The following is an 18,011-nucleotide window of genomic DNA, read 5'->3' as shown; positions in this document are numbered from 1 at the left end:
CTATTCGATCACTTTATACATTTCTTTGGAGGATTCTTTGGTAACATGTTCAGATATATCGATTACTTCTACACTGGTACGTTTTGTACCAAATTCGATGGTAATCTTATCTCCAAGTTTTACCTCTGTTCCTGCCTTTGCTACTTGACCATTGATCTGGATACGTCCTTGATCGCAGGCTTCCTTTGCAATAGTTCTTCTTTTGATCAGTCTCGAGTTCTTTAAAAATTTATCTAGCCTCATTTTATCCTCCATTTATAGATACAAACAAAAAAAGCAGCCTAAGCTGCCTTTTCTATTATGCGTTTACCATATCCTTTAAAGCTTTACCTGCTTTGAAAACAGGAGCCTTAGAAGCTGGAATTTCAATTACTTGCTCAGGATTTCTTGGGTTTCTTCCTTGTCTTTCTTTTCTTTCTCTTACATCAAAAGTACCAAATCCAACTAATTGTACCTTATCATTTTTTGCAAGAGCCTCTTCTACGCTTTTCATGAATGCATTTAATGCAGTTTCTGCATCCTTCTTAGTAAGTCCTGATTTTTCTGCCATGCTCGCAACTAATTCAGCTTTATTCACAAATATACCTCCATTCATCTTTTTTAATACGTATAGCATATTCTACCTTTTGTTGCAAATTCCTTCTTTTTACTTGTATTTTTTATCATTTTTTTTATTTTTATGTATTTTTGCCAAATTCCACAACTGATCCATCTCTTCTAAAGACATTTCTTCCAGCTGCTTGTCCAACGATTTTGCATGCTTTTCCATAAATGCAAACCGCTGAATAAATTTTTCATTGGTCTGATTCAAGGCTAGCTCTGGCTCAACCTTCAAAAACCTGGCCATATTTACAATGGCAAAAAGCAAATCACCTAGTTCTTCTGTTATTTTATCTGTTTGATCTGTTTGGTATACTTCTAATAGTTCAGTCAATTCTTCTTTTACTTTTTCAAGGGCTCCCTCTACACAATCCCAATCAAAGCCAACCGCAGCGGCTTTCTTCTGAATTTTATAGCTCCTCATAAGTGCAGGCAATGGTTTAGGAATGCGTTGCAGAGATTCCGTATGGGTTTTTACATCTTTTTCTTTCCGTTTCATCTCCTCCCATCGTAGTAAAGCCCCTGCATCTGTAGTCTCCTTATTTTCGCCAAATACATGGGGATGCCTATAGATCAACTTTCTGCTAATACCTGCAATCACATCTTGAATATCGAAATATCCTTCTTCTGCAGCTATTTGGGCATGAAATACGATTTGTAACAGCAGATCACCTAATTCTTCTACAAGCAACTCCTTGTCGTCATTGTCAAGGGCCTCTAGCACTTCATAAGTTTCCTCCAGTAGATAAGGCCTTAGGCTTTCATGGGTTTGCTTTAAATCCCAGGGACACCCTTCCTTACTTCTTAGTTTTGCCATTATTTCTACAAGATTATTCATATTATAGTATTTTTCCCATTTCTCGTCAACTTTGGGAAGGTATATACTGGTTAAATAATCCACCCACTCCAATCGGTCCAACTCATAGAGTAAAACCCATTCAACCCTTTGAATCCCTGGGATTCCAGCTCCTCTCAGAACACATATAGGGTACTGATCAGGATAATAGGCCATTAGTCTTAATTTTATATCCGAAGCCACCATTTGATTGTAAACTTGGGTCACAATCACATCCGTATTCGGGTCAGGTCTTTGAGTCTTTAACTGAAGCCCATCTATGATCTGTAGCCCTCCGATAGGATCCTTTTTCAATACCTGAAAAATCGCTTCAATAAAACTCATGCTGGGTACAATTTCTATATCATAGTCATGACTTTCAGCTCTTTCCAACAGTCTCTGGACCGTATATTCAGCTACAAAGGGACTACCTGGTACCGCATAAACCACATCTTCATGTTTGAGACGTTCTATAATATCATCAGCGATCGCATCATATACCTCATCAAAGTTGTCCTTTTGATCATAGTAATGATCTAAGCTTTCCATAGAAAAACCTTGGCTAATTAAGTAGTCTATCACTGGATGTTTCTGGGTCCTAAGTAGGATTTTTTTACTTTCCTTCATTTTCTCTATGCCGCCAAGGGTTAGAGACTCCTTACTTCCCGGCCCTAGGCCAATGATGGTAAGCATATGCCTCATTTCTATCCACACCCACTTTCAACATATGTTTGACTTTAAACCATATTATTTCCTTTTCAACCCTAAAATACGCAATACTCTTGCTATTTTCTTGCCGCCTGGCAACATTTCTAAATCTTCTTCCGTAATGCCGCCAGTTGTTAACAGCATTAACCCATAGATCAATGCGCCTATACCGATGGCCAGCACCGTAGTAAGTCGGTTACCCAAAACAGGAAGCAGCTGATTATACACTACCAATACTGAAACACTCATGGCCGCTACGGCAATCAACGGTTTTACAATAAACTGCACTACATTAAAGGAAGTGCGTGTGATCCTTCGGACGGCTAAGAAATTAAGTAACGCAGTCACAGCATAGGTCACAACGGTTCCTATGGCGGCACCTTTTACGTTAATAGCATAAATCCCTGTGAGGGTATAGGTCAAAATAATTTTGAATATAGAGCCAATGGCTAAATTTACTACAGGAATACTAGGTCTTCCTAAGCCTTGCAGGATTCCAGTAAAGGTCTGTACCAAGGTAAGGAATACCAATCCAAAGGCTAGGATAGCCAAAGGTCCAGAAGCGTTTAACGCACTTTCTACCTGCATCGGATAAAGGAGCATCATAATCGGTTTAGACAAAGTAACCAATCCAACTGCTGCTGGAAGTCCAATTAATAGAGTCGCCCGAGTACCCGTTTGTATTACATTCTGTATCCCCTTTTGATCCCTTCTCTGGCTCGCATCCGAGATAGCTGGCACCAAGCTCATGGCAAGGGCCACTGTAAGGACCTGCGGCAGATTAATCAAGGTCAATGCCATTCCTGTCAATTGTCCATATAAGCTATTTGCCTCTTCATAGGAAAATCCTACATCTTGGAGTCTTCTCATAACAATAGCCACGTCAATCATATTCATAACAGGCATAATAGCAGCTCCAATGGTAATAGGAATCGCAATGCGAAGAAGTTTTGAAATGATTGCACCGGATGACTCTTGCTGCGAATGACCGTTGTTTTGAATCTCTCGCATAATATTACTTCTTCTTCGATAATAAATATATACAATGATCAGCGTTCCTGTAATCGCACCTGCAGCAGCACCAAAGACAGCTCCAGCCGAAGCAATTTCAGGTCCTCTATCCAGCAAAAATACAGCTAAACCTAATCCCACAATCACCCTTCCAAACTGCTCAATTACCTGTGAAATGGCTGTGGGTGTCATATCTTGCATACCTTGGAAATAGCCGCGATAAGCCGCCATCACCGGTACAAAAAGTAGCGCTGGCACCACAGCAAGCATGGAGTAATATGCATTGGGATTTTTTATCAATTCTACGATGGTTTTTGCACCAAAGAATATAATACTTGAGGTAATAATCCCCGTAACAAATAATAATACAAAGGATACTTTAAATATCCGATGAGCACCATAACGATCCCCTATAGCTCTTCTTTCCGCCACAAGCTTTGAAATGGCCGTTGGAATCCCTGCCGTAGATATGGTCAACAATAGTACATAGATAGGGTAGGATGCTTGATAATATCCCAAGCCTGTATCTCCAATAATATTTCCCAAGGGAATCCTGAAGAATGCTCCCAGTATCTTTACGATGATCCCTGCTATACCGAGGATAGCGGCCCCTTTTAAGAATGATTTACTGCTCATTGATTTTCCTCCAATTCTTCTCTCCCTTTTCTGAGAATGTTTTAAAAATTTTCTTACTCAAACAACTACAGAATTCCTTCTTTAGAACAAATCTATTATATCAAAAATGCCAACGATTTGTTATAGTTTATTCTCCTTCCCCCAGGCCCATTCATAATAATCTATCTCCCATAGATTTCAACAGAAAACAAAAAGTAGCAGTGAATTTCTGCTACTTTTACTACTATGTAGGATGATACCTTTTGTGTTATTGCTCCATTTGCTTTCCTAAAAAGTTGGCTGCTGTTTCTGCTACTTTTGCCTCCAGATCTCCCATGGGTTTGTTGGCATCCTTTGATAATAAGATTACTGCGCCAATTGGATCACCCTGAGTGATAATGGGAACAATCACTTGTGATGTATACCGCTTTTCATCTCCCTCATCTGCTGCCAATGCATAAGTTTTTTCCTTCTCATTGATAACTAGATTTTTCTTTTCCTCCATAACCTTTTCCAAGCTTTTGCTTACTCTTTTTTCTAAATACTCTTTTTTGGATCCACCTGCCACAGCAATAATGGTATCTCGATCAGTAATAACGGCGGTATGACCTAGAGCATCATAGAGCGACTCTGAATACTCACTTGCAAATTCTGTTAATTCTCCTATGGGTGAGTATTTTTTTAAAATAACTTCGCCTTCTCTATCAGTAAAAATCTCTAGTGGGTCTCCTTCTCTTATTCGAAGCGTTCGCCTTATTTCCTTCGGAATCACAACTCTACCTAAATCGTCAATTCGTCTAACTATGCCTGTTGCTTTCAATTGCGTTCCCTCCTACTGTACTTATTGTAAACTGGTCATTGTACACTTATTATTTTACTCAAGTGTGTTTTTTATACATGAATGGAAATTTTTCTAAACCTATAACAATACTTAGAAATATTGATTTTACAGTAATTTATTCTGAAAAGAAAATAGAGGTACTGAAAGTACCTCTATTTTAATTATTTAATATTTTCCATGTTTTTTTCGATTTTTTTCTCATTCTTGATAGACTCAATCTTTTCATTGATCCCATCTTCTAACAGTTTGCTCTTAATTTCTTCCTTTACATCCTCAAAAACTTTTTGCTCACTCTTCTTATCTACTACTTTGATAATGTGATATCCAAAGTCTGTTTTTACAAGTTCACTGATTTCTCCTGGCTGCAACGTAAAGGCTGTTTCTTCAAATTCAGGAACCATCATTCCTTTAGGGAAGTATCCCAAGTCTCCGCCTTGCTTTGCTGACCCTGGATCTTCTGAAAACTCCGTTGCAAGCTTTGCAAAATCCTCTCCACTCTTTACTCGCTTCAATACTTCTTTTGCCGTCTCTTCTGCTTTTTTCACTTGATCCGCCGGCAGCGGTTTTCTCTCGTCGTCTACTGTTTTGAATAAAATATGGGATGCTTTTACTTGAACATCCTTATAGGCATCAATGTTTTTATTGTAATATGCCTCTAGTTTTTTATCATCTAATGCCAATTCCTTCTCTACTTCTTCTCTAAATTTCTTTACATATATCTCTGTTCTGATTTGGTCTTTAATGAAATTTTCGTCAATCTTGTTCTCTTCAAAAAACTTCTTAATTTCTGCTTGTTGTTCTGTTTTTGCCTTATAGTCTGCATATTGCTTTTCAACTTCCGCTTCATCGATTGCTATTTTGTTTTTGTCCATATATTGCCTGATTACTTCGTCGCTGATCATCTTGTCCAAAACATTTTCCTGTACTGCTTGTAGAAAAGTTTTGCCACCTACATCTATACTCCAGATTTCTGTACCATAAACACCCTCATAGTTCTTTTTGAAAATAATAAGGTTTTTATTGTATTGTTCCTGGTTAATTACTTTCCCATCTACCTTTGCCACAGCTTTTCCATCACCAGCACTGCCGTTTTGGCATCCTGATACAACTAGTGCTACAACCATTAGCAAAATAAGTATTACAATTCTTGCTTTATTTTTCATTTTACACATCCTCTCCCATTACTTCCTTTGATTTTACCTAATTTTAATTATATATGAAATCAATTCCTGTGAAAACCACTAATTTTTTCTAGAAACCCTCTCATTTCCTTTAGTTTATTTTCTTGAGAACTGTATTTCAGACGGATATAGGGTGTTACACTTCCATGAACTTGGATTCTATCTCTATAGCTATCTATCATTCCAGCAATCATTTCTGGATGAATTCTTCCCCCATCATCAAATTGGAATTTGACAAAGGTATCTCCTTCAATAATGGATATCATCCCTAGTTGCTGTGCCATGGACTTTATATAGGAAATAGAGATCAGGTTTGTAACTGATTCCGGAATCTCCCCAAATCTATCTTCAATTTCTTCTTCAATATCATCGGCATCCTGCTTTCCTCTTAATGAAGCAATCTTCTTATAGATCTCCAGCTTATGGCTTTCATTGGAGATATATTGTTCTGGTATAAAGGCGTTGACACTAATCTCAATGGTGGTTTCAACCGGTCGAATGAGCGCTTCCCCTTTCATCTCCCGTATCGTATCCTCTAATAACTTACAGTACAGGTCATAGCCTATGGTAGCCATATGACCATGCTGTTCTCCTCCAATCAGATTTCCCGCACCCCTAATCTCCAAATCCCGCATGGCGATCTTGAATCCTGATCCAAACTCCGTAAATTCTTTAATGGCCTTCAGCCTCTTCTCTGCTACTTCTGTCAGCACCTTATCCTTCTGATAGGTGAGATAAGCATAGGCCAAACGATTTGTTCTTCCAACTCTACCTCGCAGCTGATACAGCTGTGATAACCCCATTTTATCGGCATCATGGATAATAATCGTATTTACATTAGAGATATCCAGTCCTGTTTCAATGATTGTTGTGCACACCAGTACATCAAATTCCCCATTCATGAAATCGATCATGACATTTTCCAACTCCCGCTCACTCATCTGTCCATGGCCTATTGCAATCCTTGCCTCCGGCAGCAGCTTTCGTAGCTTATTTGCCATTTGCTGAATTCCCTTGACACGATTGAAAACAAAATACACTTGTCCACCCCGATGTAGCTCTCGCATGATTGCTTCCCGAATAATTTCATCATTGTGTTCCATCACATAGGTCTGTATTGGATACCTTTCCTCTGGTGGATCTTCAATGATGCTCATATCCCGTAGTCCGATCAGTGACATATGCAGGGTTCTAGGAATAGGGGTAGCCGTTAAAGTGAGCACATCCACATGCTTCTTCAATTGCTTCAAAGCTTCCTTATGCTTTACACCAAATCGCTGTTCTTCGTCTATAATCAACAATCCTAGATCCTTAAACTGGACATCCTTTGATATGAGCCGATGAGTCCCTACGACGACATCTAGATTTCCTTGTCTCAGTTTTTCAATAATCTCATCTTGTTGGGAGTCTGTACGAAATCTACTTAGCATGTCAATGGAAACTGGAAATTCTGCAAACCGCTGCACCAACGTATTATAGTGTTGTTGGGCCAATATGGTGGTAGGTACCAAGATCGCAGCCTGCTTCCCCTCCATGACACATTTAAAGGCAGCTCGGATGGCTACTTCTGTCTTACCATATCCCACGTCGCCACAGAGCAGTCGATCCATGGGTATACTTGTTTCCATGTCCTTTTTGATTTCACTGATACATTTTAGCTGATCAGGCGTTTCCTCATAGGGAAACGCATCCTCAAACTGGCTTTGCCATGGTGTATCGTGAGCAAAAGCATGCCCTCTGGTCATCTGCCGCTCAGCATAAAGGGCCAATAAATCCTTGGCCATATCTTCGATGGCTCCCTTTACCTTGGCTTTTGCCTTTTTCCATTCTACACCGCCCAGTTTGTTGAGCTTAGGTGATGCCCCATCAGACCCAATATATTTTTGCACCAGATCCATTTGCTCAATGGGTACATACAAAGATCCACCATCGGAATATTTTATATGCAGATAGTCCTTCTTGGCTCCTTGAACCTTTAATTGTTCAATGCCCACATATTTTCCAATCCCATGATTCTCATGGACCACGTAATCTCCAAGGTTTAAATCCATAAAGGACTTAATCGGTCTCGCATCTTTCTTTTTGGAAGGCGCTTTTTTCTTTTTTACCGTACCAAAAATTTCTTGTTCAGTTACAACCAAAAACCTATTTCCATGGTACTCAAAACCTTTGGCAAGACTTCCTTGCAGAATAAAGGTCTGCCCTGAAAGGATGTCATGATTTCCATTCTCTATTAAAATTGCCTCTACCTGATGATTTCGCAAAGTGCCTTCAAGATACTTTGCCCGTTCCATGGAACCACAGAGTAGAATTGTCTTATATCCTTTATATTTCCAACGCTTTACCTCTTCAATAAAAATGTCCATCTTGCCATGGAAGGACTGGGCCATTCTTGAAGAAAAGTTAATAATATTTTTGGGTGGAAAATCTGGATTATTTTTCGGCAGACTCGTTAAGGTAAATACCTGTCGATCATGAAGCATCATAACAATTTCGTCATAATGAAACAAAAGGCTGGCCTGGCCTGGCAGCACTTCACCCTTTTCCAATTTGTCCTTATAGGTCTCCTCAAACTCTGTGTAAGCAAGCTCAGCCTTTTCACGAACCCTGGATGGCTCATCCACAAAAACCAGGGCATTCTTTGCGAAATAGTCTAAAAGGGAACAGGTATTTTCATAAAAGTAGGTAATATAATTTTCCCAGCCTCTACCCACATGACTGTTCTCAATTTCCTCTATAGATCTTCTAATATTTTCCTCTAAATATTCCCTGACCTTACCCTTTATTTTCTTAGGTAGATGCTTTCTTTCTTCCTGTAAACGATGAATGGCTGCCATTTTTTTTGCTTCATCCACAATCATCTCTTGAGCAGGTCCAATAAACACGGTTTTGACTTTATCAATCGATAATTGACTTTCCAGATCAAAGCTGCGTATAGAGTCTATCTCATCATCAAACAATTCGATTCGATAGGGTAGCTCTGCAGATATTGGAAAAAAATCAATGATCCCCCCCCGTATGGCAAATTGTCCTTTGGCTTCTACAAGATCCATACGTTCATAGCCTAAAGCCAGAAACTTTCGAATCACCTCATCTATTACGATGGTCTCACCAAAATTCATAGAAAAAGAATATTCTTCAAATACGCCCCTCGGCACCAATCGGTTTAATAAGCTCTCCACAGAAGTAACCACCACACAGGCATTGTGCTCTCCTACACCCATCATCACGCGAATGCGTTCTTCTGCTGTCTGGTGGCTGGAGGCATCCACATGATAGAGTCTTACCTCGCTGGAGGGATATAGATAAATCCCTTTCCTAAGAAAGCATTTTAAATCATCATAAATTTTTCTCGCCTGCAATTCATTATAGGTTAAAATAAGGCACTGTCTATTCTCAATTTGATTTAAGGCTGAGATAATATGAGAAATCTGGGCTTCTACCAATCCATGGACAGCTGATGGATTCAACCCCTTTTCTATACTATCCCTTAATGCACCAAATTCCTTTAGATTTTTTAGTCCTTCTATAAAAATATGTTCCGTCAATCTGTCTTCACCTCTCTATCCACTACAACACCATTAGCCCAGGTTTTTCAAACCTGGGCATATCCTAATTTCTTATTGACTTAGCCATTAAACTTGTTCATCGCCGCATTCACGCCTTCTGTAACCACGGTTTCTATAGCCGACGCTGCATTTCCAATCGTTATGGCCATCTCTTCTTGATCTTCCTTTCCAAATCTGCTCAGAACATGGTTTGACAAATCACCCTTCTGCGGTTTCCCTATACCTATCCGCACCCTAGGAAATTGATCGCTTTGGATTTCGTAAATAATGGAACGCATACCATTATGGGTACCTGCGCTTCCTTTACTGCGTATCCTCAGCTTTCCCAGATCCACATCGATATCATCATAGATCACGATGAGCTGCTCAGGGTTTAGCTTATAAAAGTTTTGTATTTCCAATACACTATGTCCACTAAGGTTCATATAGGTTTGGGGCTTGACCAAGAGAACTTTTTTATTTGAGATAAATCCTTCTCCGATCAACCCCTTGAATTTTACTTTATTCACAGGAATATTATGCTTTTCTGATAGATAATCTATGACATCGAAACCCACATTATGCCTCGTTCCAGCATATTGCTTCCCTGGGTTTCCTAGTCCAACAATAACAAACATCAATTACACCCTTTCTCTATATACAATCACCCATTATTATACCACACTTGTGATGAATTCATAATAAAAAGGTAAATTGGCAAATCTACCAACCTCAACCTTGTGCAGCAAAATAGCCAGGTTGTCCTGGCTATTTTATTATATCTTAAATTTACTCAACTCATTGCTTAAATGGGCAGCAAGCTCATTAAGCTTGTCGGCAGCTCTTGCTACCTCTTCCACAGCGGAAGTCTGCTGTTGCATAGAAGCACTTACTTCTTCCGATGAAGCTGCAGTTTCCTCTGAAACAGCCGAAATATTTTCTATGGCAGCTACGATATTTTCTCCGTCCTGATTCATCTCAGCTGCATATTGGTTAATCACTTCAATTTTGTCACCAATTACATCAATAGATTTGGATATTTCCTCAAAGGACTTGTTCACATTGCCCACGGCCTGTCCTTGCTCTTTATTTCTTTCCTTTACTTCTCCCATAATACCTACTGTTGATTTGGTATGATTTTGTATGCTTAGTACAATTCCTTTGATTTCGTCGGCCGATTTGCCAGATTGCTCTGCCAGCTTACGGATCTCATCAGCTACTACAGCGAACCCTCTACCTGCATCCCCTGCCCGTGCGGCCTCAATAGCTGCGTTTAACGCCAGTAGGTTCGTCTGTTCTGCAATGCTGCTGATGGTATCAAGTATATTTCCAATGTATTGAGACTCATTGTCCAGCTCCGTAACCGCTTCTACAATACGCTGGGTTGCCTGGTTATTTAATTTGGTTTTTTCCTTTAACACATCTACAGCTTGTACACCATTCACATTGGCATCCATCACTTGGCTGGATACCTTCATCATCTCGTCTGTACCTGCCGCTAGCTTTCCGAACTTCTCTGCCAGATTAGACACCAAAATCGATCCTTTTTCTGCTTCTGCTGCCTGCTCGGTGGCTCCTTTTGCGATTTCCTCCACGGTTCTAGATACTTCCTCTGCAGAGGCACTGGTTTCTTCAGAAGTTGCCGCCAAGGTTTCCGCAGCACCTGTTACTTCAAGGGATACCTGTCTTACTTGGGTTACAAGGCTTTTCAGTCCTTCCACCATTACATTAAAGCTATTGGCCAGCATACCTACTTCATCCTTAGCCTTCACTTGACAGCGAACAGTGAAATCTCCATCCTTCATCCTCTCCATATCCTTGGCCAATGTGCCCAAAGGCTTTGCAATGCTATTGGCAATTAACAAAGAGATTACCGTTGCTATTACTAAAGCTAGGATACCTATGACTAAGCTAATTGTTAATAGAGAGTTATACTGGACGGCAATTTCTTTTATGTACATGGTTGATAATACCTTCCATCCAACCTTCTCCATCGTGGTAAAGACACCAAATTTCTCTTCTTTGACGCCCTTTTCTTCAAACACATAATCCACGATGCCTGCCTTGTCTTTCGCCATGGCATCAGTAATTGCCGGAACTGGTATTGGCTTGCCGATCATTTCGGGATTTGGATGGGTCAACGTATTACCATTTTTATCGATAAGCACAACGTAACCCTTTTGGCCAATTTTAATACCATTAATCAAGTTAGACAATTGTTCGAGGGAGATATCTAAGGCCATAACCCCAACAAATTCATTGTTATGTGTACTATCATATACTGGTTTGGCTACCGTAACAACCAATTTCTTCGTATCAGTATCCACATATGGATCTGTCCAAACCAATCCATTTTTCTTTACAGCATCCTGATACCAAGGCCTGGACGTCGGATCAAAATCTGCTGGCAAATCTGCCTTAGGATATAGGAGCATCTGCTTATCCTTTGTACCGATATAAACATGGAGCACATCAGGGTGGGATTCCGCAAAATTCTCGAAGCCTGCCATCATTCCTTGCGTCAATTCCGGATTGAATAACACCTGCTCTACATTGGCATCTCCTGCTAGTAAATTTACGTTCTCTTCAAGTCCTCTAAGGTATAAGTCCGTTGAATGGCCTACTTCATTGACTAAGGATTCCGTGCTGTTTTTGAGATTGTCTCTCATTAAGTCTACAGACTGGAAAAACGCTGTAATTCCTAGTGACCCCATAGGCAATGCAATGAGCAGTATAAAACTGATCATCAGTTTAAATCGAATGCCTCTTTTCATAACAAGCCTCCTTTAATCTGACAAAATTAAAATACCTATAACATATTTCGACTTTTTTTATCTTTTTAATTATATGTAAATTATGTAAATAATGCAAGACGCTTTCGCTCCCATTGCAAAATAATAAAACAAAAAGTATCTTTTCTTATACTATAAAAAAGGCACACTACATGTGCTTCGCTAGGGGAACCTAGTTCCCCTTCGACGGCTGCAAAGCAGCCTGAGCACCCCTCTGACTCCGGCATGGGAATACTTCCCCTGCACCCCTGCTTTTTTTATAGTATAAGAAAGTATCTTTTCTTATACTATAAAAAAAGATGGGTTTCCCCATCTTTTCTAGTCAAATAGCTTGCTTACGGACAAGTTTTCATAAATTCTTCGAATCGCCTCAGCGAAAACAGGTGCTACTGACAAGCTTACAATATTTTGCAATTTCTTCTCTTCTGACAATGGAATGGTATCTAATATTACCAACTCCTTAATCACTGAACCTTCGATGCGCTCCAGAGCTGGACCAGAAAGTACAGGATGGGTACAACATGCATATACCTCTTTTGCACCAAAATCCTTTAAAGCCTTAGCTCCTTGCGTGAGGGTACCTGCTGTATCTACCATATCATCCACAAGGATTACATTTTTCCCTTCTATTTCTCCAATAATATTCATCACCTCAGACACATTTGCTTGAGGTCTTCTCTTATCGATGATGGCAATAGGCGCATCTAGTAAATTAGCAAAATTTCTAGCTCTTGTCACACTACCTAGATCAGGAGATACTACAACAAGATCCTCTAAACCCATTTTCTTAAAATATTCTGCTAAAATCGGCACCCCTAGTAAATGATCTACAGGAATATTGAAGTAACCTTGAATTTGTGCAGCATGTAAATCCATCGTTAATACCCGATCCGCACCTGCCGCTGTAATAATATCTGCTACAAGCTTAGCAGTGATTGGATCCCTTGCTTTTGCCTTTCTATCCTGTCTCGCATATCCATAATATGGTATTACAGCTGTAATTCTTCCTGCGGAAGCTCTTTTCAAGGCATCTATCATAATCAACAATTCCATTAAATGTCGATTCACTGGTGCACAAGTTGACTGTACAACAAATACATCAGCACCTCGAACGGTTTCCTTGATATTTACTGCAATTTCTCCATCACTAAAGGCACCAACCTCTGCTTCTCCCAGCTTTACACCCAATTCCTCACATATTTTCAGCGCTAAATCTTTACTAGCATTTCCAGCAAAAACCTTTATCGTTTGTCCATTGATATTCATGTGTATCCTCCTCAAGTTTCGTTTATTTCATAAGTCCTTTGCGCGCTACCCAGCCTAATTTATTCTCTTGCTTCGCCCTTGCCACCGAAAGAGCTCCTTCAGGAACCTCTTTTGTGATGGTGGAACCCGTGGCAATATATCCGTATTTTCGTACCGTTACAGGTGCTACCAAATTCACGTTACTTCCCACAAAGGCATGATCTTCCACAATGGACTTGTGTTTTTGTTTTCCGTCATAATTTACAAAAACAACGCCACAGCCGATATTTACATGCTTACCAACTTCTCCGTCTCCCACATAAGCCAAATGAGAGGCCTTAGAGTAATCACCAATGGTAGAATTCTTTACTTCTACGAAGTCCCCAATTTTCACATGCTGTCCAAGTCTGCTGTTAGGTCTTAAATAAGCATACGGGCCGATTTGACAAGCATCATCTACAAAGCTCTCCACAATGGTAGAGCTCTGAATTTCCACATCATTTCTTATCACAGAGTCTATAATTCGGCTATTGTGTCCAATGATACAACCTTCTCCAATCTCTGTTTTTCCTTTTAAAATCACACCTGGATATAGGATTGTATCCCTGCCAACCTTAACCCCTTTATCCACATAAACATGTTGGGGATCAATCATCGTTACGCCATTCTCCATTAATTCTTTAAGTACTCTTTCTCGCATAACTGCTTCAGCTTCTGCCAGCTGCACTCTAGAGTTAACCCCTGCAATTTCAGTCTTATCCGATACTGTATAGGCCCCTACCCTATGACCTTCCTGATTCAATATTTCTACAACATCGGTTATATAATACTCTTTCTGTACATTATCATTAGTAAGCTTTTTTAAGGCTTCCTTTAATAGCTTTCCATTGTAACAATACATCCCTGAATTGATCTCTTGAATCCTTTTCTCATCCTCGGAGGCGTCCTTCTGCTCCACAATCCTTTCTACAAAACCATTCTGACCTCTTACAATCCTTCCATAACCTGTCGGATCCTCAAATTGAGCTGTCAATACAGTTGCAGCGTAATTGCCTTGTCTATGATATTGAATTAGTTCTTGAATCGTTTCCGTTCGTATTAATGGTGTATCTCCATACAATAGCAGCACATCACCTTCATCCTCTAAATAATCGGCCGCCTGCATCACCGCATGTCCTGTTCCTAATTGCTCTCTCTGCCAAACAAATTGTACATTTCTATGGTCAATGGCTTTCTCCACCAGTTCTCCTCCATGACCAATAACGACAATGGTACGATCTACACCATTTTCTTCTGCAACATCAATGACATGCTCCACCATAGGTTTGCTTGATACTTCGTGAATTACCTTGGGAAGCTTTGATTTCATTCTGGTTCCTGCACCTGCTGCTAAGATCACAGCAGTCATTTTACCCATCTGCGCCACTCCTTATTATCATGATTTTCTTTCATTTATAGTATTACATAGATCCATACATATATCTTGGTAAACTTTTTCCCGTTTTTTAGTATACCATTTTTTTAAAAAAACAAAAAGGGAATTGGTTATTTTTCTATAAGTCAAAACCTCCTTAGAGAAATTGCTAAAAACTTGCACAATTTCTCTAAGGAGGTTTTGAATAACATACGATTCATGGCAGGATGAAGCCCATGCAAAACAAGGTTGCTTATTCTTCATCCTGTACATCTTTGACCTGTTCGTACTGAGAGAGTATGGCTTCTTGAAGCCTCGTTCTCATCTCAGAGTTGATGGGGTGGGCGATATCTCTAAAGTCTCCTTCTCCCATCTTTCGACTTGGCATGGCAATAAATAGTCCGTTCTGTCCTTCGATAATTTTTATGTCATGTACTACGAATTCATTGTCAAAAGTTACTGATACTATTGCCTTCATCTTGCCTTCATCATTTATCTTTCGAATCCGTACATCAGTAACCTTCATTTTTTCACCACCTTCCCGGTCCCAACTCACAAGATGCATTACTATTTCTCCACTAATCTCCAATTTCCTTCTAAAATATGTGAAAATTTACAATTTTACACGATATTTATTTGCATATAATCGTTCTTCATTAAATGAGTCTTTCATTTGGAAAAATACATATTTCTTGTTGAATCGGGTCAACCCTATCTAACACCAATAAAGGAACATAATCCTGAACCAGTTTTTCTTTCGGCTCCTTCGTGGCAATCATCACGCCAATTCCCTTTACATTACCTTCAAATTCATTGATGATATCCACCATGCCTTTGGCCGTTCCGCCTGCTTTCATAAAATCATCAATAATGATTACATTGGCACCATTTTTTATGGCTCGCTTAGAAACCGACATCGTCTGAATCTTGCCCGTTGAGCCCGACACATAGTTAATGCTTACAGTAGATCCTTCCGTTACCTTGCTGTCCCTTCTCAAAATAATTAATGGCACATTTAAGGCATGGGCCGTCATCATAGCAATGGGAATTCCTTTGGTCTCCACCGTTACAACATAGTCAATCCCTTCTCCTGCAAACTGAGTGGCAAATATTTCACCCATCTTTTTCACAAGGGACGGATTATAGATGATATCTGCCATGTATAAAAAGGCCCCAGGAATAATCCTACTTGGATCCGAAAGCTTTTTGCTTAACTCTTCTAAAAAACTCTTTCCATTTTGTCTGCTGACCAGGGGTACATATTTTACGCCTCCCGCTGCACCAGCAATGGTTTCGATTTTCCCCAACTGTAGGTCTTCCATAAGCTTTTTTGCCACAACAATATCTTCACTAATTGTTGATTTCGCTGCATGAAATTGGTTGGTAAAGAAACTTAGTGTAAAAATTTCATTGGGGTGATCAGATAAAATTTTTATCAAGGCACCAATTCTTTCGTTTCTTTTTAGTTTCATCTATTTTTCCGCTCCATTCCGAATATTTACGTTATTGTATATAATTTTATTCGCTTTAAGCAAATTATTCAATATCTTTTTCTTTACGACAAAAATTAACTTCCATTTTAAGGAAATGCTGGAAGCATATTTTTCTTGGCATGAAAATATAATAGTGTGATATAATTTCACTAGCATTCTTTTCAAAGTTTTTCATTTTTACCTATAGATTCCCTAAAACTTTGTCAATAATACCAAAAACAAAAGTAGTTTATGTTTTAGAATCCAAAGAGATGCTTTTGTTCTTCTTTAATTTATCATCATGTTTTATTCACTTCATAATGGAGGAGAGATTATGATTCAATTGGATTTAACAGATCAAGGAATAACGCACATCCACTTTATCGGCATTGGCGGAATTAGCATGAGTGCTATTGCAGAGCTATTGCTGAATTTTGGCTATACTATTTCAGGTTCAGATATGCGTGCTTCTAAAATTACAGATAAGCTTTGTAGCAAGGGTGTCACCATACATATTGGACATAGTAGTGACAACATTCCAGCCTGCGATCTAGTGGTTTATACTGCGGCGATAAAAAATGATAATCCTGAGCTTAAAAGGGCTAGAGAGCTGGGTATTCCTGTTATCGACCGAGCTGAAATGTTGGGGTTGCTGATGAAGAAGTTTTCAAACAGTATCGCCATTTCTGGTACTCATGGCAAAACGACAACCACTTCCATGGTCTCTCTCATACTGGAGCATAGTGGCTTCCAACCCACCATTCTAGTAGGCGGGGAGTTGGACGAAATCGGTGGGAATATTAAAATCGGCGAGAGTAACTATCTTGTTACGGAGGCTTGTGAATACGTAGAGAGTTTTCTTAAGTTTTTTCCTACCTTAGGCGTTATTTTGAACATTGAAGCAGACCATCTGGACTATTTTAGAGATCTAAGCCATATTATAGAAGCCTTTACGAAGTTTGCCCGCTTGATTCCAAAGGAAGGACATCTAGTTGTTTTCAAGGATGATCCCAACATACGCTCGCTATTATCTGATTTTGACTGCAACGTCATTACCTGCGGTATAAAGGAAGAGGGTGATTATACGGCTCGTAATATTGGTTATAACCACTTAGGCTTTCCTTTTTTCGACGTGTATTTTCACAACAAGCCTTTAGGACATTTTCAATTAAATGTACCTGGCTATCATAATATTTGTAACGCTTTAGCAGCCATCGCTGCGACCCACACCTTAGGAGCCTCCATTGAAAAAATACAAGAAAGGCTTAGTCTTTTTAGAGGTACTCATAGAAGATTCGATATCTTAGGTGTCGTGGGCGAGAGGACAATTGTAGACGACTATGCCCATCATCCCACTGAGATTCAAGCAACACTCCAGGCAGCTGCAAATTATCCCCATAACAAAATCTGGTGTGTCTTTCAATCCCATACCTATACAAGGACGAAATCCCTATTAAAAGATTTTGCGGTTTCCTTCACTGGTGCGGACAAAGTGATTGTAGCCGACATTTATGCAGCCCGGGAAAAAGATACAGGTGAAATTCATGCTCAGGACCTCGTCAAATCTATTGGTGAGCATCATCATGATGTGTCTTATATCGGTGGGTTCTCCGATATTGTGGATTATCTTTCGCTCCACACCCATCCTGGGGATTTGATATTAACCATGGGGGCAGGAGACATTTATAAAGTAGGCGAAATGCTGCTGGATGCAATGACATTAAAAACAGGTTAGAAGCTAATTTCTAA

General features: G+C 39.6%; 14 protein-coding genes. 1 reads left to right on the top strand and 13 read right to left on the bottom strand.

Annotated elements, in window-relative coordinates; genetic code table 11:
* From HNQ80_RS22570 to purR, 13 genes are all read right to left on the bottom strand, one after another.
* Nucleotides 1-243, bottom strand: coding sequence for an RNA-binding S4 domain-containing protein (locus HNQ80_RS22570; RefSeq protein ID WP_184312958.1), 243 nt, complete (start codon nucleotides 241-243; stop codon nucleotides 1-3).
* 55 nt (nucleotides 244-298) lie between these two features.
* Nucleotides 299-577 carry an HU family DNA-binding protein gene (locus tag HNQ80_RS22565; RefSeq protein WP_184312956.1) on the bottom strand — a complete coding sequence of 93 codons (279 nt, stop codon included), beginning with the start codon at nucleotides 575-577 and terminating at the stop codon, nucleotides 299-301.
* A gap of 69 nt (nucleotides 578-646) precedes the next feature.
* Nucleotides 647-2,137, bottom strand: a complete 1,491-nt coding sequence (yabN, locus tag HNQ80_RS22560) for a bifunctional methyltransferase/pyrophosphohydrolase YabN (protein WP_330602995.1) — start codon at nucleotides 2,135-2,137, stop codon at nucleotides 647-649.
* 45 nt (nucleotides 2,138-2,182) lie between these two features.
* Nucleotides 2,183-3,790: a putative polysaccharide biosynthesis protein gene (locus tag HNQ80_RS22555; protein WP_184312946.1), complete on the bottom strand. Its 1,608-nt coding sequence runs from the start codon at nucleotides 3,788-3,790 to the stop codon at nucleotides 2,183-2,185.
* 247 nt (nucleotides 3,791-4,037) lie between these two features.
* Complete coding sequence (spoVT, locus tag HNQ80_RS22550; RefSeq protein ID WP_184312945.1) at nucleotides 4,038-4,589, bottom strand: stage V sporulation protein T; 552 nt, start codon at nucleotides 4,587-4,589, stop codon at nucleotides 4,038-4,040.
* A gap of 182 nt (nucleotides 4,590-4,771) precedes the next feature.
* Complete coding sequence (locus HNQ80_RS22545) at nucleotides 4,772-5,773, bottom strand: peptidylprolyl isomerase (RefSeq protein ID WP_184312943.1); 1,002 nt, start codon at nucleotides 5,771-5,773, stop codon at nucleotides 4,772-4,774.
* A gap of 59 nt (nucleotides 5,774-5,832) precedes the next feature.
* Nucleotides 5,833-9,339 carry a transcription-repair coupling factor gene (gene mfd, locus HNQ80_RS22540; protein WP_184312942.1) on the bottom strand — a complete coding sequence of 1,169 codons (3,507 nt, stop codon included), beginning with the start codon at nucleotides 9,337-9,339 and terminating at the stop codon, nucleotides 5,833-5,835.
* 80 nt (nucleotides 9,340-9,419) lie between these two features.
* Nucleotides 9,420-9,977, bottom strand: coding sequence for an aminoacyl-tRNA hydrolase (gene pth / locus HNQ80_RS22535; RefSeq protein WP_184312941.1), 558 nt, complete (start codon nucleotides 9,975-9,977; stop codon nucleotides 9,420-9,422).
* Between the two features lie 138 nt (nucleotides 9,978-10,115).
* Nucleotides 10,116-12,113, bottom strand: a complete 1,998-nt coding sequence (locus HNQ80_RS22530) for a methyl-accepting chemotaxis protein (protein ID WP_184312940.1) — start codon at nucleotides 12,111-12,113, stop codon at nucleotides 10,116-10,118.
* A 336-nt stretch (nucleotides 12,114-12,449) separates the two neighbouring features.
* Nucleotides 12,450-13,397 carry a ribose-phosphate diphosphokinase gene (locus HNQ80_RS22525; protein WP_184312939.1) on the bottom strand — a complete coding sequence of 316 codons (948 nt, stop codon included), beginning with the start codon at nucleotides 13,395-13,397 and terminating at the stop codon, nucleotides 12,450-12,452.
* Nucleotides 13,398-13,419: 22 nt separating this feature from the next.
* Complete coding sequence (gene glmU, locus HNQ80_RS22520) at nucleotides 13,420-14,793, bottom strand: bifunctional UDP-N-acetylglucosamine diphosphorylase/glucosamine-1-phosphate N-acetyltransferase GlmU (protein ID WP_184312938.1); 1,374 nt, start codon at nucleotides 14,791-14,793, stop codon at nucleotides 13,420-13,422.
* 250 nt (nucleotides 14,794-15,043) lie between these two features.
* Nucleotides 15,044-15,316, bottom strand: a complete 273-nt coding sequence (gene spoVG / locus HNQ80_RS22515) for a septation regulator SpoVG (RefSeq protein ID WP_184312937.1) — start codon at nucleotides 15,314-15,316, stop codon at nucleotides 15,044-15,046.
* Between the two features lie 130 nt (nucleotides 15,317-15,446).
* Nucleotides 15,447-16,262, bottom strand: coding sequence for a pur operon repressor (gene purR / locus HNQ80_RS22510; RefSeq protein WP_184312936.1), 816 nt, complete (start codon nucleotides 16,260-16,262; stop codon nucleotides 15,447-15,449).
* 334 nt (nucleotides 16,263-16,596) lie between these two features.
* On the opposite strand from purR, the gene murC reads away from it, so the two are divergent.
* Entirely contained in the window at nucleotides 16,597-17,997 is a 1,401-nt protein-coding gene (gene murC / locus HNQ80_RS22505) for a UDP-N-acetylmuramate--L-alanine ligase (RefSeq protein WP_184312935.1), read from the top strand.
* Nucleotides 17,998-18,011: the final 14 nt, after the last annotated feature.

The sequence above is a fragment of the Anaerosolibacter carboniphilus genome (genome assembly GCF_014205875.1).
Taxonomy (GTDB): domain Bacteria; phylum Bacillota; class Clostridia; order Peptostreptococcales; family Thermotaleaceae; genus Anaerosolibacter; species Anaerosolibacter carboniphilus.
Note: the sequence above shows the minus strand (reverse complement) of the source record. Positions and strands in the feature narration are given on the sequence as shown.